General features: G+C 55.9%; 23 protein-coding genes and 1 pseudogene. 7 read left to right on the top strand and 17 right to left on the bottom strand.

What is annotated here, in order from left to right:
- Positions 1-60 precede the first annotated feature (60 nt).
- Positions 61-510: a GNAT family N-acetyltransferase gene (locus RT657_RS08195; protein WP_313653646.1), complete on the bottom strand. Its 450-nt coding sequence runs from the start codon at positions 508-510 to the stop codon at positions 61-63.
- Between the two features lie 686 nt (positions 511-1,196).
- Here RT657_RS08195 and RT657_RS08190 point away from each other — a divergent pair.
- Positions 1,197-2,453, top strand: coding sequence for an MFS transporter (locus RT657_RS08190; RefSeq protein WP_313653645.1), 1,257 nt, complete (start codon positions 1,197-1,199; stop codon positions 2,451-2,453).
- A 186-nt stretch (positions 2,454-2,639) separates the two neighbouring features.
- Here RT657_RS08190 and RT657_RS08185 read toward each other — a convergent pair whose 3' ends face one another.
- Positions 2,640-3,368, bottom strand: coding sequence for an SDR family oxidoreductase (locus RT657_RS08185; protein WP_313653644.1), 729 nt, complete (start codon positions 3,366-3,368; stop codon positions 2,640-2,642).
- A gap of 98 nt (positions 3,369-3,466) precedes the next feature.
- On the opposite strand from RT657_RS08185, the gene RT657_RS08180 reads away from it, so the two are divergent.
- A complete protein-coding gene (locus RT657_RS08180; protein ID WP_313653643.1) occupies positions 3,467-3,847 on the top strand; it encodes a helix-turn-helix domain-containing protein in 381 nt (126 codons plus the stop codon).
- 280 nt (positions 3,848-4,127) lie between these two features.
- On the opposite strand, the gene RT657_RS08175 is transcribed toward RT657_RS08180, so the two are convergent.
- Positions 4,128-5,387 (bottom strand): diguanylate cyclase domain-containing protein, encoded by a 1,260-nt coding sequence (locus tag RT657_RS08175; RefSeq protein ID WP_313653640.1) that lies wholly within the window; start codon positions 5,385-5,387, stop codon positions 4,128-4,130.
- A 721-nt stretch (positions 5,388-6,108) separates the two neighbouring features.
- Here RT657_RS08175 and RT657_RS08170 point away from each other — a divergent pair.
- From RT657_RS08170 to eptA, 3 genes and pseudogenes are all read left to right on the top strand, one after another.
- Entirely contained in the window at positions 6,109-6,882 is a 774-nt protein-coding gene (locus tag RT657_RS08170) for a hypothetical protein (RefSeq protein WP_313653638.1), read from the top strand.
- Between the two features lie 325 nt (positions 6,883-7,207).
- Positions 7,208-7,816: a dTMP kinase gene (locus tag RT657_RS08165; RefSeq protein ID WP_313653707.1), complete on the top strand. Its 609-nt coding sequence runs from the start codon at positions 7,208-7,210 to the stop codon at positions 7,814-7,816.
- A gap of 593 nt (positions 7,817-8,409) precedes the next feature.
- Positions 8,410-10,050 (top strand): annotated as a pseudogene (eptA, locus tag RT657_RS08160) (phosphoethanolamine transferase EptA).
- A 72-nt stretch (positions 10,051-10,122) separates the two neighbouring features.
- On the opposite strand, the gene RT657_RS08155 reads toward eptA, so the two are convergent.
- From RT657_RS08155 to RT657_RS08095, 13 genes are all read right to left on the bottom strand, one after another.
- The gene (locus tag RT657_RS08155; protein ID WP_313653636.1) at positions 10,123-10,800 is read right to left on the bottom strand and encodes an anti-sigma factor domain-containing protein; all 678 of its coding nucleotides are present in this window, start codon (positions 10,798-10,800) and stop codon (positions 10,123-10,125) included.
- Complete coding sequence (locus tag RT657_RS08150; RefSeq protein WP_313653635.1) at positions 10,797-11,345, bottom strand: sigma-70 family RNA polymerase sigma factor; 549 nt, start codon at positions 11,343-11,345, stop codon at positions 10,797-10,799. Before RT657_RS08150 ends, RT657_RS08155 begins: the two co-directional genes overlap by 4 nt.
- A gap of 60 nt (positions 11,346-11,405) precedes the next feature.
- The gene (locus tag RT657_RS08145; RefSeq protein WP_313653633.1) at positions 11,406-11,966 is read right to left on the bottom strand and encodes a fasciclin domain-containing protein; all 561 of its coding nucleotides are present in this window, start codon (positions 11,964-11,966) and stop codon (positions 11,406-11,408) included.
- A 255-nt stretch (positions 11,967-12,221) separates the two neighbouring features.
- Complete coding sequence (locus RT657_RS08140; protein WP_313653631.1) at positions 12,222-13,001, bottom strand: ABC transporter ATP-binding protein; 780 nt, start codon at positions 12,999-13,001, stop codon at positions 12,222-12,224.
- The gene (locus RT657_RS08135; protein WP_313653630.1) at positions 12,998-13,684 is read right to left on the bottom strand and encodes an ABC transporter permease subunit; all 687 of its coding nucleotides are present in this window, start codon (positions 13,682-13,684) and stop codon (positions 12,998-13,000) included. Before RT657_RS08135 ends, RT657_RS08140 begins: the two co-directional genes overlap by 4 nt.
- A gap of 9 nt (positions 13,685-13,693) precedes the next feature.
- Entirely contained in the window at positions 13,694-14,419 is a 726-nt protein-coding gene (locus tag RT657_RS08130) for an ABC transporter permease subunit (RefSeq protein ID WP_313653629.1), read from the bottom strand.
- 6 nt (positions 14,420-14,425) lie between these two features.
- The gene (locus RT657_RS08125) at positions 14,426-15,274 is read right to left on the bottom strand and encodes a transporter substrate-binding domain-containing protein (protein WP_313653627.1); all 849 of its coding nucleotides are present in this window, start codon (positions 15,272-15,274) and stop codon (positions 14,426-14,428) included.
- Positions 15,275-15,293: 19 nt separating this feature from the next.
- Entirely contained in the window at positions 15,294-16,481 is a 1,188-nt protein-coding gene (locus RT657_RS08120; protein WP_313653625.1) for a M20 family metallopeptidase, read from the bottom strand.
- 379 nt (positions 16,482-16,860) lie between these two features.
- On the bottom strand, positions 16,861-17,586 hold the full coding sequence (locus tag RT657_RS08115) for a DJ-1/PfpI family protein (protein WP_313653624.1): 726 nt from the start codon (positions 17,584-17,586) through the stop codon (positions 16,861-16,863).
- A gap of 121 nt (positions 17,587-17,707) precedes the next feature.
- A complete protein-coding gene (locus RT657_RS08110; RefSeq protein ID WP_313653623.1) occupies positions 17,708-18,607 on the bottom strand; it encodes an alpha/beta hydrolase in 900 nt (299 codons plus the stop codon).
- 47 nt (positions 18,608-18,654) lie between these two features.
- Positions 18,655-19,269: a TetR/AcrR family transcriptional regulator gene (locus RT657_RS08105; RefSeq protein WP_313653622.1), complete on the bottom strand. Its 615-nt coding sequence runs from the start codon at positions 19,267-19,269 to the stop codon at positions 18,655-18,657.
- A 177-nt stretch (positions 19,270-19,446) separates the two neighbouring features.
- Positions 19,447-19,770: an AzlD domain-containing protein gene (locus RT657_RS08100; RefSeq protein WP_313653621.1), complete on the bottom strand. Its 324-nt coding sequence runs from the start codon at positions 19,768-19,770 to the stop codon at positions 19,447-19,449.
- The gene (locus tag RT657_RS08095) at positions 19,767-20,435 is read right to left on the bottom strand and encodes an AzlC family ABC transporter permease (protein ID WP_313653705.1); all 669 of its coding nucleotides are present in this window, start codon (positions 20,433-20,435) and stop codon (positions 19,767-19,769) included. Before RT657_RS08095 ends, RT657_RS08100 begins: the two co-directional genes overlap by 4 nt.
- Positions 20,436-20,546: 111 nt before the next feature.
- On the opposite strand from RT657_RS08095, the gene RT657_RS08090 reads away from it, so the two are divergent.
- On the top strand, positions 20,547-21,095 hold the full coding sequence (locus tag RT657_RS08090; protein ID WP_313653619.1) for a helix-turn-helix domain-containing protein: 549 nt from the start codon (positions 20,547-20,549) through the stop codon (positions 21,093-21,095).
- Here RT657_RS08090 and RT657_RS08085 read toward each other — a convergent pair whose 3' ends face one another.
- The gene (locus RT657_RS08085) at positions 21,096-21,434 is read right to left on the bottom strand and encodes an ASCH domain-containing protein (protein WP_313653618.1); all 339 of its coding nucleotides are present in this window, start codon (positions 21,432-21,434) and stop codon (positions 21,096-21,098) included. It abuts the gene before it with no gap.
- 114 nt (positions 21,435-21,548) lie between these two features.
- On the opposite strand from RT657_RS08085, the gene zigA reads away from it, so the two are divergent.
- Positions 21,549-22,778 carry a zinc metallochaperone GTPase ZigA gene (gene zigA, locus RT657_RS08080; protein ID WP_313653617.1) on the top strand — a complete coding sequence of 410 codons (1,230 nt, stop codon included), beginning with the start codon at positions 21,549-21,551 and terminating at the stop codon, positions 22,776-22,778.
- Positions 22,779-22,804: the final 26 nt, after the last annotated feature.

Below are 22,804 nucleotides of genomic sequence, written 5' to 3'. Positions count from 1 at the left end.
TTAGTAAACTTCCTGAATATCTGATGGGTTTTCACTGTGGGCCAAAAGGTCACTATGCGCTCATGCTGGTTTTCTGAGGCAGAACTGATGGGTAACGTTGTCTCTCCCCGATAAAATAAAAAATCCCGCCCGTTCATAAAAAGCGAATGCCGATGAAGGCGCATTGGTATTAATCACATCAAACCAGCGGTCTGCACCCCTGAGTATTTCCTTGAGCAGATAGCTGCCTATCCGCCTGTTTCTCCATTCCCTGTCTACATAAAAATGTCGCAGCCGCCCGATGCCTGTTTCTGATACAAAAGGGTCAATGTTAAGTCCGCACACGCCGACCAAAAGACCATCAACGTACGCACCCATCAGGCTTTCGCCGGGCCTGTCAAAACGGTTATGTCCACTAAGCCAGTTTTCTTCCAGCCGACGCAGCATATTAAATCCCCCGGCTATGCTCTGCGATTTCAGCGGCCCAAAGCCGGTGCTGTCTGGGGTAATCCTTGCACAATGGATGTTCATAACGGGCCCTCAGTTTTTAGTTTGCATAGATCAACAGGATTACCTGAGTGTCTGGAATGATGATGGGATTGTCCTTTCCCTGAAGCTCATTCAGATTGATCAGGAAACTAAATCAGCTCAACTTACTTGCTTCTGTGCTATTTGATTCGTCAGCCTGTCGTCATTAAGGATGTCAGAGCTGACAGAATAGCCCATCGGTTAATGCAACAGACTATTTCAGTTTCTACAGCAAAGCTTTTATTTACTTCAAAAGTGTTCGACCGCTTTTCACCAGAGACCTGAACCTGAGCCCCTCCAGCAGCCCTCGAGGTCATCAAAAAGACGATTGAGTATAAGAGAAACACAATAACTGTTATCCCTTATCCACTTGCATCCATCACTTTACAGCCCGGTCAGACATAAACAGATACGGCAGACCGCTTCATGCAGGCCATGCTCATCTATGCCTTAATGCCCGGCATCTGCCTGCACGCCTTTATTCAGCACTTACATCGGCGTTTTTCTTCCTGGCTTCCCTGTTTTCCTTATATTCCTCTTCGATTAACGGTGTTTACCTGACAACCGGGCAAAATCAACAGTTTATTAACAATTCAGTTGCGATGGCGTGTAAATAAATTTATTACTATTTAAGAGCTTATATCTGCACGCCCATAAAATCGCTCACCATTCTCATATAAGGATATTTTATGAAAAATGAACCTGCCGCCGGCGCGTGTCAGACACCGGGGTTATTCCGGACGCTGCGGACTTTTCCGGGAACCGTCCACGCCCTGCTCTTTTTCACGTTGGTCATCCGGTTTAGCTATTTTATGGCGTGGCCCTTTATTGCCGTGATCATGACGCAGAACTATCACATGTCTCCGATCGCCATTGGCGGCGCGATGACCAGCAGCGCTCTGATCTCCGTGGTGCTCGGCATGTATGGCGGACAGATCTCAGACAGGCTCGGCCGACGCGTTATTCTTTTGCTCGGCTGTGCCTTTTCGGCCCTCGGCTATATCATCCTCGCAAAGGCGACCGGATTGGGGCTGTTTATTACCGGCCTGATGGTTATCGGCGTCTCCTTTGCGTGGGTTGATCCGCCACTGCGCGCGCTGATGAGTGATTTACTGGGCGACCGCCGTCGCCGGGCGCTTGCGCTGCAGATGCGTTATTACCTGATCAACATCGCGGCCGTATTCGGTCCTTTGGTCGGGATAGCCTTCGGACTGACCTCGCAGAAAGGTACATTTCTGATCACCGGTCTGACCTACCTGCCTTTTTTCGTTTACGTGCTGCTGTTTATCCCGGCAGGGACATTACTGGCCGGGGAGCAGAAAGAGCGCGAGGTGACACTCAGGCTGCATCAGGTAACGGGCATTATCATCAGGGACAGCGTATTTATTGCGGCACTGCTGTGCAGCATTCTGTGCAGTGTGGTGTTTATTCATTATGAAGCGGTTCTGCCTCAGTATCTCCTTTTACTAAACGGCGAGAAGGCCATTAAGCTGATTACCCTGATACTGGTGACCAACGCATGCACCGTACTGGTGTTTCAGACCTTTATCATGCGGTTTCTGGCAGGCTTTACGCTGCCAAAACGTATTCTGCTGGGTGGATTGATTTTCACCCTGTCGCAACTCTGCTTTTATTCGGTACGTTCTCCGGATGCCTGGTTATGGCTCACGGTGACCTGTGTGTTTAGCATGGGTGAGGCAATCCTGATGCCGAATCTGAACATTCTGCTCGATCAGCTCGCTCCGCCGGCGCATCGGGGTGCCTATCTTGGCGCATCTATGCTGACAACTCTGGGCATTGCGGCCGGACCATTAATCGGTGGCGTCATGCTGGCGTGGAGCGGTGCGGGGGGGTTTATCTGTACGGCGATGCTCAGCCTCCTGCTCTGCGCCATTATCTTTGCGTACAGACGTAAAATAGTGGCGCGTTTGCAGAATACCCTGTGAGAGATGCGTCAGACGTTCAGGAGCTGGCCGGCTGACGGGAGATTCGCCACAACGCCATCACATCCTCGTTAACCGCCTGACCCACGCGCGCAGACGTGTCACGATCCTGCGCACGTGATTCGGGCTGGCGTTCAGACAGTTACCCGGCGCTGTCCGGCTCACGGGCAGCGCCAGCCGGGGGCCTCGCTATGCAGACATGCCGCCATCAATCACCAGTTCAGTACCGCTGATATACCGGCTCTCATCGGAAGCCAGGAACAGCGCCGCTGCCGCGACTTCATCAGGATGCCCCAGCCGTTTTGCCGGTATCTGAGCACTCAGCGCCTCCCTGACTTCATCGCTCGCCTGGTCAAACATCGGCGTATCGGTCGGACCGGGACTCAGTGTATTGACGCGGATGCCGCGCGGTGCAAGTTCATGGCTCCAGGTGCGGGCATAGGATCGCACTGCAGCCTTACTGGCGGAATAGGTGCCGTAACCCGGATTCGCCATGCTGCCAGCGATCGACCCCACCAGCACGATGGCGCTGCCCTCGCCCATAAGCTGCACCGAACGCTGCACCGCCAGCACCATGGCCCGTACGTTCAGATTAAAGGCGCGGTCAATGTGCGCTTCCGTTGTCTCGTCCAGGGACGCCGGTTCTGCCACGCCCGATGAACTGACGAGGATATCGAGGCGGCCAGCTTTGGCCTGCAGCGTATCGAACAGACGTGCGAGATCGTCGGGTTGCGTGAGATCACCGGCAACAGTTTCAATCTGGCCCTCAATCACAGCAACAGCCTCAGCCAGCTGCGTTTCTCGGCGGCCAGTGATAAAGACCCGCGCCCCCTCCCGGGCAAATCGATGGGCAATAGCGAGACCGATACCACTGCTGCCGCCAGTAACCAGAACGACTTTTCCACTTAATTTCATCATTATGACTCCAGACAGACATTAGACACCTGATAATATATTTTGTATATTTAGTGTCAATTACGCACCTGATGTATACCAGATATCTATAAGGAAACCGAATGACCTCTGATATCACTACGCTGCTGGCCGAGATCAACAGTACCCGCCCTATTCTTGAGCAGGTAGCGAACAAATGGTCGGTGCTGATCCTGACTGTGCTGTGCGCCCAGCCTGCGCGATTCAACGCCATTAAGCGCAGGCTGGAACCGATTACCCATAAATCTCTGACGGAAGCCCTGCGACGGCTGGAACGTAACGGATTAGTCAGCCGCAGGGTGATTGCCTCATCGCCTGTGGCAGTGGAATATGCGATCACGCCACTGGGTCAGACCCTGCAGACCCCTTTCGTGGCGCTGGTCAGCTGGGCAAAGCAACATGGAGAGACGCTGGAACAGGCGCAGACGGCCTATGACGCAGAAGATGAGAACAGGACAGAATAAGCAGATTCGCATCAACAATGAATGCGGGTATCAGAAAATCATCCTGTGAACGAGCAGGTACAGAAACGTGCAGCCGCTGTGCCGCTCTGTCGCTTCCGGTCAGGCGTGAAATGGGTTCCGCTGAAAAAGGCAATCAATCTGTGTCGTACAGAGGCGCGCCCGGCACCTGCTCTGGCAGTGGTAAAATTACTGCTCCGTTGCATGATAAGGGGTTCATCAGACTGCAGCTTCGGACGCAGAGCGCATTGGAAAGTGCGTTAATCAGCGCATCAGCCTCTGCTTACTCTCCTGCTGGCTGTGAAGGAAAGTCAAAAAACTGAAAGGTGCCATCACGGCGGGCTTTGGCCTGATACATCGCTTTATCCGCATTCTCAAATAACATTTTAGCGGAGACGTTGCCGAAGCGGGCAAGGCTGATGCCGATGGCGGCGCTGATGCGCAACTCCACATTATTGATGGTAAAAGGCTTTTGCAGGCTGCTGGTGATACGCAGGGCAATAGACGATGCCGCTTCACTGTCCGTGCAGCGGGCTGCCACGACAAACTCATCGCCGCCCAGTCGTGCCACCGAGTCGCCCGGACGCATACAGCGCTGAAGCCGCTTACTGACCTCCTGCAGCAACGCATCGCCCGTCGCGTGGCCCATCAGATCGTTGACTGCCTTGAAACCATTGAGATCGATGAACATCACCGTGGTATAAGCCTGTTCATCCGTCCGGGCCAGCATCTGTTCAACCTTATCGTTGATCCAGGCGCGATTATGCAGCCCGGTCAGCGTGTCCAGGGTTGCCAGCTTTTCAAGATCGCGTAATTTTTCTTTTTCGCGCGTGATATCGCGCGACACCAGCACGGCGCCAATATTCTTGCCCGTGGAGGGATTAATCACGCCACAGGCTTTGGTGCCCATCAACATGTAATGACCGTCGCGATGCAGTTTGCGCACCTCAACCACATCCGGCAGCACGCCGCCGCTGAAGAGCGTGGCCAGTGCTTCAGTCGCGGGCTGACGATCGTCGGGGTGCAGCAAATCCACCACCCGGCGGCCGATCACCTCTTCGGCTGTCCAGCCAATCAGTTCGCAATAAGAGGGGGAGATGGAAACGTACCGGCCCTCTGCGTCGCAGTGGGCGATCAGATCAGTGCTGTTTTCGATCAACAGACGATACTCGGCCGCCGTGCGCAGCGCATCCTCCAGCGCTTTGCGCTGTCCGGTCACATCGAGGATGAAGCCGTTGTACTGCAGATGGGAGGTGCCCGGCTGTGAATCGGGCAGACCGGAGACAAGGACGCGGCGCGTTTTGCCATCCAGACAGTGAATCGGCACTTCAATATGAAAAGGAGTCAGACCTTCCAGTGCCGCCGTCAGCTGCAATGCGACCTTTGCATCATCCTCAGCCTGCGCCAGCCTCAGCCATGAACTCAGCGTCACGCCCCTGAGTTCCGGCATCACGCCGGCAGGACTGACCTGACTGGCGATGCAGATACCCTGTGCGTCTGTCGACCAGATGGCGGTAAAGGAGGGTTTAATCATTGTGTACATGGCGGTCGGCTCCGACGTTACTGACGATATTAAACAAGCTCAATACTCGTCGCACAGACCTGATTATAACCCTAAACTCTGCCCGGCACGGCACGGAAAGCAGTACCAGGCAGCAGTATCATTCTGCGAGATTCTCTGCCCTGAACGCTGGCTGCAATGCCAACTTTCCGGCCGCATTTTTAAGGCGCCACTCTCCCTGTGGCTCTGCACAAATATTGATATCAGGATGTATGGGTAAAGTATCAGTCTGTATTTATCGGCTGATAAGCTGAAAATCTTTAATCCGGGCATCAGGTTCACCGACCGATCGCGTTAATAAATACAGACATTTTTTATCACCTTATCGGCGCGGCTCCGTTTTATCTGCCTGACAGGCATAGGGCGTGTGCAAACAGGCGCAGGCTTTATCAGAGACAGCGGCTTCATGGTTCAGTTTTTTCTTAACCGGCACGGCATCACTGAGAACGTGATGCCCGTTTTTCTGAAAACGGCACCCGCTCAATGTCCCCAGTCCCTGAGATGCAGAGCAGCGGCCCGCCGTTGGGCGACGAAGTTGACGCGGACATCAAATTCCGGCCTGATCCCTGCCCGCTTTTGCGTAGCAGATTTGATTGCTCCGCTAATTGTTCTCTTCCGCTATTCGCTTAATCTTTACTTAATTTTATTTTTATAACCTTTCCGCTTTATTAGCCCATGTCAGGCTTTTCCGGAGCGTTACCCTATGCAAGATAATCACACAGCCTCTCTCTCCTTCAGTAAAGTACCGGCCGTAACCGCAGCGTTCTGGCTGACTAAAATCGCGGCGACTACGCTGGGTGAAACTGGCGGAGACGCAGTGACGATGTCAATGAATCTCGGTTATCTGACCGGTACACTGATTTTCGCCATCATCTTCCTGATTGCGGTGACGATACAGATTAACCGCCACAGCTTTAATAAATGGATCTATTGGTTCACGGTGGTCGCCACCACCACCGTGGGAACCACACTGGCGGATTTTGCTGATCGTTCGCTGGGTATTGGTTATCTGGGTGGCACTTTGCTGCTGAGTACCCTGCTGGTGCTTTCGCTCTTTCTCTGGAAAGTCACCTGCGGCACCGTGGCGGTCAGCTCGGTAAGCAACGGTGTGACGGAGACGTTTTACTGGGTCACCATCATGTTTTCCCAGACGCTGGGCACCGCATTAGGAGACTGGACGGCAGACAGCGAAGGGCTGGGTTATGATGGCGGGATCCTGCTGTTTGTCGGCGCGCTGGCTATCATCTGGGCGGCCAGTCGCTTTACTTCACTGTCGCGCACCGCACTTTTCTGGGCCGCCTTTATTCTGACCCGCCCGCTGGGTGCAGTTGTCGGTGACTTCCTGGATAAACCCTTTGCCGCAGGCGGGCTGGCGCTGAGTCGTTACGGTGCCTCGCTGGCCCTGGCGCTGATGATTATCGCCTTTCTGGTCCTGCTGCCTCAGCGTCCCGCTACCCATCGTGTCACAGCAGGCTGAGACGACCACACCGTTCTCCCCTTCATCGCTGTGGTCAAAGCCGCCCGTCAGGGCGGCTTTTTTACGCGCTGTGGTGATCTGCGGATGATCGCAACCGCCATTTCCCTGTTCAGGCCTGGATACTTTTCGTTTTCAGCCCGGTGTTCTTACACTACACTGCTCCACGCGTCAGGCACGCATCAGAATATCAGGGTCTCGGATCCCTGGCCGCAATGACCCTGCGCCCCCCGCGATGAACGATAAGAAACGCCCTCAGCCCGGAACAGAGAATGCTCAAATCAGATCCCCGTTTTACTAGTACCCCCTGCTACCTGTCAGTCAGATGATGAGCCGTCCGCTGTTCGTCACGCTGGATGGCCCGAAAGGGGCCGGAAAAACCACTCTGCTGGAGGCGATCACTCAGGGCCTGAGGACAGAGAAGCGCAAGGTAGTCCGGCTTTGCGAGAAGAAAAACGATCCTTTCAGAGCGGAAACCATGTTGCTCGTCAATCGGCTGGCCAGAAATCCCTCTGTTGAGCTGGAGCGGGAGATTTGCAAACGCTTTGCGCTGAGCCGGGCATGGATTACGCAGCAGGTTCTGATCAGACAGCCAGCCGACAGCCTGATTCTGATGGACCGCTGGTATCCCTCAGATGCCGCATTTCGCCGGTTGATCCCTTTTGCGGAGATCTTACAGCTTAACCGGGAGCACAACGTGCGCGTGCCGGACCTGCACGTCGGCGTGGTGACGGCCCCCGAGGTGTCATGGGCCAGAGCCGCGGCACGGTCGCGGGGGCTGGGCAGTACGGTAATCCAGCGGCTGGAAGAGCATATCGCCTGTACCCACGCATTTGAGCAGGAGATTGACCGCAACGGCTGGCTGTTATGCCGGAATGAAAGCCGCCTGGATGAGGCAACCCAGCAGGTCATGGAGGCGATCAACGCATTGCTTTGATCTTTCAGCTGGCACGATACATACCCGCTTTTGTCGTTTGTTGCCAGTCTGAGCAATGGGGATCAAAAGTGTATTGCAGACGCCGGAGATTGGGATTTCATTCAGGCTACATAAAACGCATTACCCGGGCAGAAAAGCGGATTAACGGTTTGTGAACAGTACCCTGCCGCCACGCCGTGATAGCCGACCCGTGGCCCCACAAAATATCCGATACCTGCTCACCCCAACCCGAATACGCACCTGATGAATAACCCCTCATCCCGCATTCAGTTTTGCTATTACTGCTGGCCTTGCTTAACAAAATGCATGACATCAAATGATTAAGCATGATCTGAATCACATAATTGCGAGTAGAATCTCGTTATCTGTAGTAAAAAGTTCATTACTGCTTAACAGTATCAGCCCTGCAGAGGCTTTATCCACTCCCCCCTGTCCGTCAGGTAAAAGTTGTAACGTGCCATTTAAGCAATAAATTATAGCCCCTGACTGCATTTGTTCGCTCTGCACGGCGACAAATCTGGTTGATTCCTGCAAATCCGTCCAGAAATGACTTTTTATTTACTCAGTTTTCATTAAGGTTACGGAATACCTTTATGCCACGATTCAGAATCTGTCAGCCTGTCCTGCACCGCGTGACATTCATTATTATATTCTCACTTTATATTTCGGTTTTTCTCAACCTCCCTTTTTACCGCCAGGCCAGTTCGCTCATTCCTTTTGATAGCGTGAGCAATATTCTCTTTTTTATCTCTCTGCCGCTGGTGGCATTCAGCGTTATTAATATCGTGGTCACACTCGCCTCCTTTTTATGGCTGGACAGGATAACCATTGCGTTATTGGTCATTATTGCTGCTACCGCACAGTATTTTATTCAGCACTATGGCATCGTCCTTGACCGTTCGATGATCACCAATATTGTGGATACCACGCCCGCTTAAAGCCTGGCGCTGCTGACGCCTCAGATGATCCTCGTCATCCTGGCGAGCGGATTCTTTGTCGCTGCGCTGGCCTTCTGGCCCAGGTTTAAAGCCTCCATCCCGGTATGGAAAGGGCTCCTACAGCGCGGCATTAGTCTGGCGATCTCACTGGTGCTCATCGCCCTGATTGCACTGCTGTTTTATAAAGATTACGCCTCGCTGATTCGCAACAACCACTCGCTGCTGAAGTCACTCAGCCCCTCGAATTTCATCGCCGCGTCACTCTCTTACTACAGCCATCGCGAGCGGGCCAACCTTCCGCTGGTGAAAACAGGCGAGGATGCCCGCCAGCAGCCTCAGATGCTGAACGGCCCAAAAAAGAACCTGACGATTCTGGTGGTGGGTGAAACCTCACGCGCCGCCAATTTCTCTCTGGGCGGTTATGACCGGGAAACCAATCCGTTGCTGGCGAAAGAGGACGTCATCTATTTTCCGGCAACCTCTTCCTGCGGTACCTCCACCGCCGTATCCGTTCCCTGCATGTTCTCAACTATGCCGCGCAGCCATTATGACGATGCGCTGGCCAGCCATCAGGAGGGGCTGCTGGATATTCTGCAGCGTGCCGGGCTGAGCATGTTATGGAATGAGAATGATGGCGGCTGCAAGGGTGCGTGTGAACGGGTGCCGAATCAGGAGATGACCGATCTTAATCTGCCGGAGATGTGCATCAACGGCGAATGCTATGACGAGGTGCTTTTCCACGGGCTGGAGGCGTATATCAGCCAGTTGCAGGGCAATGGCATTATCGTGCTGCACACCATCGGCAGCCACGGGCCTACCTACAACCATCGCTATCCCCCGGCATTCCGCAAATTCACACCCACCTGTGAAACGAAACAGATTCAGGCGTGTTCCCAGGCGCAGCTGATCAATACTTATGACAATACGATCCTTTATGCGGACTACATCGTAGATAAAGCGATTACGTTACTTAAAGCCCGGCAGGATAAATTCACCACCAGCCTGGTCTATCTGTCTGATCACGGTGAGTCTCTGGGCGAGAAAGGTGTTTATCTGCATGGCCTGCCCTACGCCATTGCGCCTGACGTCCAGACACACGTCCCGCTGCTAATCTGGCTTTCGCCTGACTATAAGCAGCGTTACGGCGTGGACTACCACTGTCTGAGCCAGCATGCCGCAACGCAGAAATATTCTCACGATAATCTCTTTTCCACGCTGCTGGGGATGACGGGCGTGCAGACCCGTGAATATGTTGCCACTGACGATATTCTTGCGAGCTGCAGACATCAGCCCTGAGCGTCAGCCCGGCAGCAGGCTCTGCTGCCGGTGAGGAATTCACGTCTGAAGCCGCACGGATCTGCGGCCCGGTCAGAGCAGTGTCACCCTGCCCTGGAAAACTACAGGCCCCGATGGCCCGGCCTGTTTAGAGCCGCCTGGCGGTTCAAGACTGACCGCCAGCACCGTCTGGTTATCCAGCGCGCCGGCAGGCAGCTTAAAGGCATTGCTTCCGCGACGCGCGATCAGGCCCAGCGACTGCGGTGCGGCGCTACCTTTGATCAGCCATAGCTCAAAGTTTTTATCCGCTGGCAACGTAATGTTTAGGGCTGACACCTCAATCAGCGAAGCGGACTTATCCAGACTCACCACAAACTGCGCATCAGGCCGCGCCCCGCTGAGCACCGCCACCGGCTGCAGTGAAGGGGTGACATCGGGCCTGGTCACGTAACTGAAAATCAGGAGTCCCGCTAACGCCGCCGCCAGCCCCCAGCCGAGCCAGAATCCGGGATGAGAGGATGTACGGGGTGCAGAGGCCGTGGGAGCGGAGCGGCTGAGATCGCGCTCAATCCTCTGCCAGACGCCGGGCGCAGGCGCAACCGCCGGAGTGAGGAGATCGAGTCCGCTAAAGGCTTTCTGCCAGTGCAGGACTTCGGCAGCAAAGGCCGCGTCCTCATTAAGCCGTTTATCCAGCGATTGACGGGTGGCGTCATCGGTCAGCCCGAGCACATATTCTGCGGCGATAAGGTCGCTGTTTTCCTGAAGACTCATAAGCCTATGCACTCCCGCAGATGGATTAACGCGCGACGGATCCAGCTTTTTATCGTGCCTTCAGGCTGGCTCAGAGAGAGTGCAATTTCACTCTGCGACAGGCCACGATAATAGGCGAGCGAAAGCGTCTGTCGCTGCTCTGAAGGCAGATGCGCCATACAGTGCTGAAGACGGCGCGCCTCTGCATGTCCGCCATCTACAGAGAGCGGTGTGTGAAAGCCCGCTTCGGCTTCAGTAATCTCCTCCATGGAACAGCACCGGTTTTCATGTTTACGCAGAAAATCGATCGCACGATTGCGGGCGATATGGCAGAGCCATATCTGTGGTTCGCTGCGCCTGTCGTCGTAATAGGCTGCCGATTGCCAGATCTGAAGGAAGGTGTCGTGGAGGATCTCTTCTGCCCAATCACGGCGCCGGACCATACGCAGAATAATGCCGAACAGCTTTGGAGAGAGGCTGTGATAAAGCTGCGCCAGCGCGGCTTTGTCGCCGCAGGCAATCTGATTCATTAACTCAGCCTGAATGTGAGGCACGTTTTTTGTCATCGTTTTGCCTGTTGAAGGTGTAGCCACCTCAGTGGCTACACACAGTATAGATGACACTTTTTACGGCACCAGCACGGTATCAATAACGTCAATGACACCATTACTCTGGTTCACATCATAGGTGGTGATATTAGCAATGTTACCCTGGGCATCTTTAAGCTGAATGTTGTGTGGGCCGTTTGCCATTACCCACAGCGCGCCACCCTGCACCGTTTTCAGTTCAGCCTTGCCGCCACCGGCTTTGATTTTCTTCTGCAGCGCTTTCATATCCAGTTTCCCGGCTACGACGTGATAGGTCAGCACACTGGTGAGTTTCTGTTTGTTCTCAGGTTTTAGCAGGGAGTCGACGGTGCCCTGTGGTAGTTTTTCGAATGCCGCATTGGTCGGGGCGAAAACGGTAAACGGCCCTTTGCCTTCGAGCGTCGGCACCAAACCCGCCGCTTTGACGGCGGCCACCAGTGTGGTGTGATCTTTGGAGTTAATGGCGTTCTGCACAATATTTTTCGACGGGTACATCGCTGCCCCACCGACCATCACCGTATCGCTGTTCATGGTCGCCGCATAAGAGACACCGCTGAAGACTAAAGCAGAAAAAAGCAGAGCTGGCATGAAGGGTTTCATTTTCACTTTCCTCATTAGTTTATGGACAGGACGGTTATGCCCTTATCTGTTAATACGGATGAGCAGGGAAAACGGATGCAAAAAATTTTAATTTTTTTGCGATAGGGCGAAATAAAAATCAACGCGCTGATTTTTTTCCGGTTTACGTGAGCTGCGGCTGACAGGGTAAAGCAGAATTAGCCGCGCCATCCGGGTGACGAAATGGCGCGGCATAGCACTGCGGCTGAACCACAGGACAAATCTGGCTTTATAGCGTCAGCCTGCATTGCGCTCGAAATGGCTGTTCACAAACGCGCGGCAGCGAGGAGAGATCGGATCCAGAAACACCTGTTCCGGTGAGCCGGACTCTTCGATCATACCCTGATGCAGAAACACCGCTTTGTTCGAGACATCGCGCGCAAAGCCCATCTCATGCGTCACGATGATCATGGTGCGTCCCTCTTCCGCAAGGCCGCGGATAACCCGCAGCACCTCACCCACCAGCTCCGGGTCCAGCGCGGAAGTTGGTTCATCAAACAGTATCGCTTTGGGCTGCTGCGCCAGCGCCCGGGCAATTGCCACGCGCTGCTGCTGCCCGCCTGAAAGCTGTGACGGCCAGGCATCACGCTTTGCATAGAGTCCAACCTTATGCAACAAGGCTTCAGCCTCTTCGATCGCCTCTTTATGGCTGCGCTTCTGCACATGCACCGGCGCTTCGATGATGTTCTGCATCACCGTTTTATGCGGCCATAGATTAAAGCTCTGAAACACGAAGCCGAGCTGCATCCGCATCAGCTTGATACGACGACGTTGCTCGCGGCTCAGTTTCTCATCAGCGTTGTCCAGTGTGACGCTGACGTCGCCGACGGCGATTTCCCCCGCCTGTGGTATCTCCAGAAACGGGATGCAGCGCAACAGCGTACTTTTTCCCGATCCGCTGGCCCCAATCAGTGAAATGACGTCGCCATCCTGCGCGGTCAGGCTGATGTCATGCAGCACTTCGTGTCCCGCATAACTCTTTCTGAGGTGGCTCAGCATGATGGTAGGTGCGGTCATGAGCGTGCTCCGAAATAGTAAGGTGATAAGCGTCGTTCCAGCATTGATACCCCTTTACTGACCAGGATGGTCAGCAGCAGGTAGATCAACGCTGCACTCAGGAACACCTCCAGCGCCCGGAAAGTGGAAGAGACGATGGAGTCGGCAATGCCGGTCATCTCCATCAGGCTGATAGTACTGACCAGTGACGTCGCTTTGATCATGGAGATGATTTCATTGCTGTAGGCGGGTAACGCCTGGCGGACCGCAATCGGTAACGTAATGCGGGTAAAGATCTTATACGATGACATACCCGACACTTTTGCCGCCTCCAGCGACTGCTGACTGACAGCGCGCAGCCCGCCGCGCAGAATTTCCGAGGTATAGGCCGCATCGTTAAGGATGAGTGCCAGTAGGCCGCACCAGTAAGGCTCACGCAGCAGCGGCCAGAAGATGCTCTCACGCACCGCCGGTAAGCTACCCAGCCCGTAATAGACCATGAAAATCTGGATCAGCAGCGGAGTGCCACGAAACAGCCAGACGTAGAACCGGCAGAACAGGCTGCCGACGCGCGTCATGCGCAACAGATTCAGCAGCAGCGCCAGCACGCCGCCACCCAGCAGGGAGAGCAGCGCCAGGTTGATTGTCAGCGGCAATCCTTTTAACAGCGCCAACAGCGTCTGCTGTAAAAACATGATATCCACGTGGACTCCTTACCCTTTTATGCGCTGTTGACCGCGCATCGCAAACTTTTCCACGTAGCGGAAAACCATATCGGAACAGGTGGTGATAATCAGGTAGATCACTGCCCCGACGCTGTAGAAGAAAAAGGACATCTGGGTAGAGTTTGCGGCGGTGGAGACCTGGTTCATGGTCTCCACCAGCCCGGTCACGGAAACCAGCGCCGACTCTTTAATCACCGACTGCCACTGGTTGCCCATGCCCGGCAGTGCGGTCCTTAACGCCTGCGGCACAATAATGCGTCGAAACATCATCAGCCTGCCCATGCCGGTGACGGTGGCCGCTTCCAGCGTGCCGCCAGGAATGGCATAGAACGCGCCACGAAACACACCGCTCTGGTAGGCTCCTGAGATCAGCCCGATGGCAATCGCACCGGCTACGAAACCGTTGACATCAAACGGTCCCTGGAAGCCCAGCGCAGTGCCGACTGTGGTGACGACCTGCCGTCCGCCGAAGTAGAAGAGGTAGATAACCAGCAGCTCCGGTACGCCGCGGAACAGCGTGACATAACCTGCCGCCAGCCGCTGCTGCCAGCGAGAACCGGCAATCTGCATCCAGCAGAGCACGCTGCCCAGCATCGCGCCCAGCAGCCAGGCGCATAGAGACACGCTGACGGTGACGGCGGCGGCATTAAGCAGCACGCCCCCCCATCCTTCATCGCCGAAACCCAGTATCTGCCAGTCAATATTCATCAGCATCCGGGGTTACGCTTTCGGCGCGACATCTTCGCCGAACCATTTGATCGACAGTTTGCTCAGCGTTCCATCTTTGATCATCGACTCCAGCGCCTGATTCAGTGCCTGCTGCAGTTCGCTGTTACCTTTACGCAGGCCAATCGCCGAGCCGGCACCCAGTACGCCACCAGTGAAGCCATAGCCGCTGCTGCTGATCGCATCGCTCTGCTTTTTCACAAAGGCGTTGAGGTTGGTGCGCGAAGCCATCACCGCATCAACGCGGCCATTCAGCAGGTCGGCGTAGGTTTCCGGGCCAGCCTGATAGGTGCGGATCGTAGCGACATCGCCCAGGTACTTCTGCAGGAAATCCGCCTGGATGGTGGCGACCTGCACCGCAATGGTTTTGCCTTTAAAGGTGGTTTTCAGATCGTCGATCGCTTTTTTCATCCCGGCTTCGTCATCTGCCGCAACCACCGTGCCGCTGCCTGGCAGCGTCGCCAGCGCGCTTTTTTTCGCGGTCACAAAGCTGGAGACGCTGACGGTATACTGATGAGTGAAGTCAATCGCTTCAGCACGTTTTGGCGTCACGGTCACCGCATCGACCACGGCATCATATTTACCGTCGATCAGCCCAGGGATCATGCCTGACCACTTCTGCGCGATGATTTCATATTTAAAGCCCGCGCGCTTCGCCAGCTCCGCGACCATGTCCGGCTCATAGCCGACAATTTTGCCGCTCGGCGTCGTCTGGTTGAACGGAGGATAGGCCGCTTCGGTAGCAAACTTCAGGGTGCCAAAATCTTTCGCCTGGCTGAACGCGGAGGTGGCGAGCAGCGCCACAGTCAGTGACGCCATGAACAGGCGGTTACGCATCATCATAGAAACCTCATTTTTATAATTAAGAGAGTAAATCAACTGCAAGGCGCGTCAGCGCCTGCGTCCCGGCGGTAATGCTGCGTTCATCCGGCTGATAGTCGGAGTTATGCAGATGGTCATCGCGGCCCGGTGTGGCAGAACCAATATGGATCTGGCAGCCGGGTGCGCGTTCCGTAAACAGTGAAAAATCTTCGGCTCCAAAGCTGGCGCTGGGCTGTGCGACGATCATCTGGTCAAACTGATGCGACAGGATAGTTTCCAGCGCGTCGATCAGGCGATCGTCGTTCATCAGAGGCGGCACACCACGCTGGAAGTTAACGTCTATCCGCACGTTCTGCGCCAGGGCGACCCCTTCACACATCCGTTTGAATGAGGCTTCCATGGCCGCGCGGACCTCAGGCGATTTCGTCCGGATCGTGCCCTGAAACAGGCAGCTGTCGGGAATGATGTTGTGGGTGGTTCCGCCCTGAATATGGCCGATGGTCAATACAGCGGAGTGCGCCGGATCGCGTTCGCGCGAGATCAGGGTCTGCAACTGGCTGATAAGATGGACGGTGGCGATGATCGGGTCGGTGCCCATGTGCGGGCGCGCCGCGTGGGTTGAGACGCCGTGCACCGTCACATCAAATTCGTCGCTGGAGGCCGTGCTGGCCCCGCGCGTCAGGGCAATCTCGCCTGCAGCCAGCTCGGGTTTGTTATGCAGGGTGACGGCCCAGTCGATGCCGTCTGCAACGCCATCCGCAATCATGGCGGCCGCGCCGCTTTCAGGTGTCTCTTCCGCAGGCTGGAATATCAGGCGGACCCGGCCTTTGAGTTGCTGGCGGTAGTGCGGCAGGATCGACGCCACACCCAGCAGGGTTGCAGTATGAATATCATGACCACAGGCATGCATTTTTCCAGGATAGCAACTGGCAAAAGGTAAACCGGTCTGTTCATGGATAGGCAGCGCGTCCATATCGGCGCGCAGCAGCAGCGTTTTACCCGGCTCTGCGCCATCAATATCGACTACAACGCCGGTGCGGCCCACGCCGCTGCGGGGATGAAGCCCCAGCGCCTGCAGGTAGTCCGTAACCAGACCGGCCGTTCGCAGCGTATCAAATCCTAACTCCGGATGGGCGTGGATATCCCGTCGAATCGCAATTAACTGCGATTCGAGTTCATTAACTCTGGCTTTTATTTCCCCGGCCAGTCGTGCTTTTTCCTGATTCATAGCAGCCCCGGCAATATGAGATCGACAGGCTCCGGCCGACCTTCTTTTTTATTCACCCTGATGGCGGATGATGATGACCATTTATTTATTCACAGCACGTTGCAGAAAGCAACGCGGAATAAGCGGCAATCAATCGCTATAAATCAATAAGATAGAATCAGTTATTGGAAAGTCGTATGAGATAGCAGCAGATCAGCAATAATATTAATAATCTACCTCGTGACATTACTTTCCCTACTTTCGCGGCGGGATAATTACTTCTATCCCGCCATTAAAAATAAGCCTCCGCTATTTTCGCTGACATTGCCGCGTACGCATCCGGAATAAAAATCGAATCGCAGGGCGAAGCAGCGCAGCCTGACCTGACTTCCGGATGCCGTTAGTCTGTTCTGCTCCCGGCGGCGGGGTCACGCGGCTGAGCCTGCAGCCGGGCAGCCGCACTTTCCGTTGCCGCACGGCGTGTGGCGATAAAGGGTGCCATCTGAGCCTGCGCCTGTGCCACCTCCTGTGGCGGTGCGGTACGCGGTGAACCGCTGCTGAACGGAGGTTCAGGGTCATATTCCATCTGTAACTGCACCGCTCTGGCGGTTTCTTCACCGGCGATTTCCGCCACCAGCGTCAGCGCAAAATCGATGCCAGAGGTAACGCCCGCGCCGGTGATGCGGTTGCGGTCGCGCACCACGCGCTGGCTGACCGGCTCTGCCCCGAGCAGGGCCAGCTGATTGAGGGAACCCCAGTGGCAGGTGGCACGATATCCCTGCAGGAGCCCGGCCGCCCCCAGCACCAGCGATCCGGTACAGACGGACGTGATCCACTGCGCCTGTTCCGCCTGCCGCTGCAGAAAATCCAGCGTGACCGCATCTGACATCAGAGCGATCTGCCCCGGTCCGCCCGGCACGCAGATCACATCCAGCGGCGGACAGTCTGTAAACGTCATGGTCGGCACGATCGACAGGCCGCGATCGGAACGCACCGGGTGACAATCTTTCCAGATCAGGAAGCATTCGACGTCCGGCGTACGCGCGAATACCTCCCAGGGGCCGGTTAAATCGAGCTGGGTAACATCAGGAAACAGCAGCAGACCTATCTTCAGTGAAGGATTCATACGTTAACTCCGGACATAAAGTGGCTTTCATCATGCCCGGATGGCTGTTCAGATAGCAACGTGCAGGCTACGGCCGGGAATGAATACCTTTAGCGGCGCAGCGCATCATCGCCCGCCCGCATTACGACAGCGCCTCTGCGTTTGTTTCGAGCCGCCGGGTGAAAAAACGGGTCAGGATGTCCGCCGTTTTTTCGGGTTGCTCATCCGGAATAAAGTGGCCGCAGTCAGTTATCGTTTCACCATAAACATGTTGCGCAACGGCACGTAACGGCGCAGCCATATCAGGAATCGAGCCCTGATCGGCACTTACAGCCAGCAGCGGCAGTGACAGTTTCCCCTGCCGCGCACGCTGGCGATTCTGCTGCGCGGACTGTTCAAACGCCCGATAAAATGCGAGCCCGGCCCGCAGTGCGCCTGGCTGTTGAAAGACGCGCAGATATTCACGCCGGGCCGCCGGATCGATGCGATGCGGGCTGGCGGCTTTCTGGTTGAAAAACCAGTCGAGGTAGAGGCCTTCTCTGCCCATGATCAGGGCTTCCGGCAGATCGTGCACACAGTGAAACGCAAAGTGCCAGGTTTTCCGGGCGCTTTCCCCCACCAGTGGCAGCGTATCCGGAAGCGTGATGCCTGGAATGCCCGCATCCAGCAGCGCCACACGACTCACCTTTTCACTGAATTGAGCCGCCAGAGACCAGGCTACCCAGGCGCCGACATCATGTCCGGCCAGGCAGAAGCGGTCCACGCCAAGCTGTTGCAGCAACATCACAATGCGCGCTGCAACCGTATCTGTATCATACCCTTCGGCGGGGAAGTCTGAATCACCCTGGCCCGGCAGATCGGGGGCGATAACATTGAAACGGCGGGCCAGCAAAGGCATCACCGCCCGCCAGGCGTAACTGCTTTGCGGAAACCCCGCCAGCAGAACGACAGTTTGCGGATGCTCGTCACCTGCGCGAAGATAGTGCAGACGCTGCGAACCAACGGTAGCAAAGTGTCGCTGAAAAATGGAATGGGGCAACACAGGACCTCCTTAAATAAGGAAACAATCATTTCCTTTATGAGTAAAATTTAATCGAGCAGCGTCATTGCCAGTGGAATAACGCTGGCATCCGGGCGCGTCGCCGCCTCTTTACCGGCGACTCTCATTCCCAGAACAATGCAAAGCAGCAGTGAGGCGGCAGACTCGCTATCAAGTGAAGGATTCACTGAGCCATCCTGCTGACCCTGAAGGATAAGCTGCTGCAGATTCTGGTAATTGCGCATCAGAGCCGCACCGACCACGCCCGCCAGTTCTTCATCCAGCGTCTGCAGCTCCACGGCGCTGACCGCCACCAGACAGCCACGTTCACCTTCAACGTCGCGCACGGAATCCACATAAAACGCCAGCAGCTCTTCCAGTTTCGCCCGGCCGTTTTCACATTGTCCCAGGCGCAGCGCCAGGCTGCTGTTACGCAAAGAGAGATAGCGGGCAAAGACCTCTGCAAACAGCGTGCGTTTGTCGGTAAAGGCTTTGTAGATGCTACCCGTGGTAAGCTGCATCGCCTGACTCAGATCCCCGATCGACGTGGCGTGATACCCTTTCTGACGAAACAGCAGCATCGCGCGGTCAAGCACCACGTCGGTATCAAAGGCGCGTGGCCGTCCCCGATCCTTGTAGCGGTTATCATTCATCGCTGGCACCATTAGGAAATGATCATTTCCTTAAACATAAACCGATTCCCTCATGGTGTGAAGTTTTTTATTCCGATCTGCGCGAGCGGTTCAGGCAAGGTTTTTCAGGAGTAAACGTGCCGGAAGCTGCGGGCGGCCAGAACCTGTGCAGGAAACCGTGCCACCCAACGTAACGCGCGAAGAAGCGCGTCAGGTCACGCCGAGAAAACGCAATAGCGCCGTCATCATTGCGGCCCCCAGAATGATCATGATCAGCGGTGCGCGCCGCCAGGCCAGCAACAACGCAAAACCCACACCCGCGACCCGCGCCATCCCGGCGAAATGCTGGCCTTCAAACAGGGTGGTGGTTGCCGCGACGGCCAGCAGCAATATTGTGGCCGCATCAGAAAGCATCTGCTGCGTGCGCTCACTGATGGGCAGCCGGTTTCCCAGCCGGACACCGGCAAACCGCATCAGATAGGTTCCCGCGGCCAGCAGGGCAATGCCGGCCAGTATCATTCCCTGATGCGTCATTTGCGCGACCTCCATGTCAGCAGACCCAGTAACGAAAACAGCACCGGCATGCCTGCCGGAACCAGGGGCGTCGCCAGCAGTGAGAGGAGTGCGCCGACGGTGGCGGGTATCCGGGTACGACGCTGACGCAGTGCCGGAAAGATCAGGGCGATCAGGATGGCCGGGAAGACGGCATCCAGGCCAATCATGGAGACATCCGGAATGAACTGTCCTATTGCCGCGCCGGTCATTACGCTGACCGGCCAGATCAGACCGATCCCAATCCCGCACAGCCAGTAGGCGCTGCGGCGCTGGGCGAGCTGTGGCTGTGAGATGCCAAACACGACGCTTTCATCGTTCATGATGTGACAGCCAAACCAGCCCGACGGTCCCCTGCCCACCAGATCCTTTACCGCAATGCCAAACGGCAGGTGACGCGCATTGACCAGCAGACCCGCTGCGGCAGCAGTAAATGGGCTGCCTCCACCCGCTACAATGCCGATAAACAGGAACTCCGACGCGCCTGCCAGCACCAGCGTTGATAAGGCCAGTGGCACCCAGAGCGGAAAGCCGTCGGCGGAGGCCAGCGAACCATAAGAAAGGCCGACGATCCCGTCCGCAATGCAGACCAGGAATATCGCCTTTATCACCCCTTTATCCAGCAACTGCATCTGCGGAAAAATCATCATCACATCTCATAATGAACGTATAATCCGATATAATGAACAGCCGGACGTCGCTTTACAAGATGAACGTAACGTTCGATATAAAAAACATTCAGGTTATCAGGAGTGCGTTTGAATACCCCTATCAGCATTATTGCCACTGCCCTCGTGCGGGAACGTCAGCGATCAGGATTGTCACTGGCTGAGGTGGCACGCCGCGCCGGTATTGCAAAATCCACGCTTTCCCAGCTCGAGGCAGGGAATGGCAATCCGGGCATCGAAACCCTGTGGTCACTCTGCGTGACGCTGAATATTCCGTTTTCGCGGTTGCTGGAACCGGATGCCCGCCGTTTGCAGGTGATCCGGCGTGGAGAAGGCCTGACGGTGACGGCCGATCTGGCGGACTACCAGGCCGTTCTGCTGGCCTCCTGCCCGCCTGGCGCGCGACGTGACATCTATCTGCTGGAGGTTCAGCCCGGCAGTGAGCGCGTTTCACAACCCCATATTCCTAATACCGTTGAGCACATCATCATCGCCAGAGGACGTGCGTGGGTGGGACCGGTCGACAGCGCGGTCGAGCTGGAGGTGGGGGATTACATTACCTATCCGGGCGATGAGCTGCATCTATTCAGGGCGCTGGAACCCGATACACTGGCGCTGCTGGTGATTGAACACACCTGATCAGCATCCGGCGAGCTTCGCATCTGTCTGAGCGGGGGTAAGGTGATAAATGAGCTGCACCTCGCTGCTCAGGCAGATAGCCGGATAGTGTTCACGCATCCCCTCCAGCAGCCACGCATCCGGCCATTCCGCCATCTTTCCCAGCCGCGCAGCCACTTCGCTTAAACGCAGGGTGTCAACGCGCGTCACCCATACAATGACCGCATCGGCTGCATCCTGCTGATTAACCAGCCTCAGTGGGCCGGCGACGATCGCCCCCTCCTGCCATCGTATCGTCGAGGTTTTTTCGCCGCATCTGACGGCCGGCATCAGGCGCGGAACGAGTGAGAGCTGCTGCATTTTGTCTCCTGCACATTCGTGTATCCGGACAACTAAACACAAATTCGGCTTGAAAACAAAATTCTTAATGTTATGTTATAACATAATAATTAACGTGCATTTTAAGGTCATGCTATGACACTCTCTTCAGTCACATCCCGCGATTCCCGCCTGCCGGTGGCGGTGCTCTCCGGTTTTCTTGGCGCAGGTAAAACCACTCTGCTCAACCATATCCTTAACAACCGCGAAGGACGGCGGATCGCCGTCATCGTCAATGATATGTCTGAGATCAATATCGACGCAGCGCTGGTGCGCAACGGCGGTGCAGAACTCTCCCGTACCGATGAAAAGCTGGTCGAAATGAGCAACGGCTGCATCTGCTGCACCCTGCGTGAAGATTTGCTGCTGGAGGTGAAACGTCTGGCGCAGGCCGGTCGATTCGATCATCTGGTGATTGAATCGACCGGTATTTCCGAACCCCTGCCGGTGGCGGAAACGTTCACCTTCGAGGATGAAGATGGGGAAAGTCTGTCGGCGTATGCCCGGCTGGACAGCATGATCACGGTCGTGGATGGTCTCAACTTCCTGCGGGATTACCGCTCAGTCGATGATCTCCAGTCGCGTGGTGAGTCGCTGGGCGAACAGGATGAGCGCGCTGTCGTGGATCTGCTGGTGGATCAGATTGAATTCTGCGATCTGCTGGTGCTCAACAAAACGGATCTGCTGAGCCAGGCGGAACGCCATGAACTGCATGGCATGCTGCACGCGCTTAACCCGCACGCCCGCATTGTAGAGAGCGAATTCGGTCAGGTGCCGCTGGACGCACTTCTGAATACTGGCCGGTTCGATTTTGATCGGGCGGCTCAGGCGCCCGGCTGGTTGCAGACGCTGCGTGGGGAGCACCAGCCAGAGTCAGAAGAGTATGGCATCCGTAGCTTTGTTTACCGCGCCCGTCGGCCGTTTCATCCGCAGCGTTTCTGGCGGGTGGTGAACCACGAGCTTGACGGGATCGTGCGTTCCAAAGGTTACTTCTGGCTGGCCAGCCGTCCCGACTATGCCGGACTCTGGTCTCAGGCAGGCGCGGTGGCGCGTCAGGGATATGCCGGCCGCTGGTGGGTCAGCATTCCGCGATCCGACTGGCCGCAGGATGCGGAGTCCCTTAACTTCATCGCCGTACAGTGGCAGGAAGGCACCGGCGATGCGCGTCAGGAGCTGGTCTTTATCGGTATCGAAATGGACGAGCCGCGCATTCGTGCGGCGCTGGAGAGCGCGCTGCTGACGGACCAGGAAATGGCGGCCGGACCTGAACAGTGGGTCACGCTGGCGGATCCGGTTCCGGCCTGGTTCGACGAGGTGACGGCCTGACGCAACGGTTGACGGCATGGCCGGGC

Source organism: Pantoea sp., from assembly GCF_032114055.1.
GTDB lineage: Bacteria > Pseudomonadota > Gammaproteobacteria > Enterobacterales > Enterobacteriaceae > Pantoea.
Note: the sequence above shows the minus strand (reverse complement) of the source record. Positions and strands in the feature narration are given on the sequence as shown.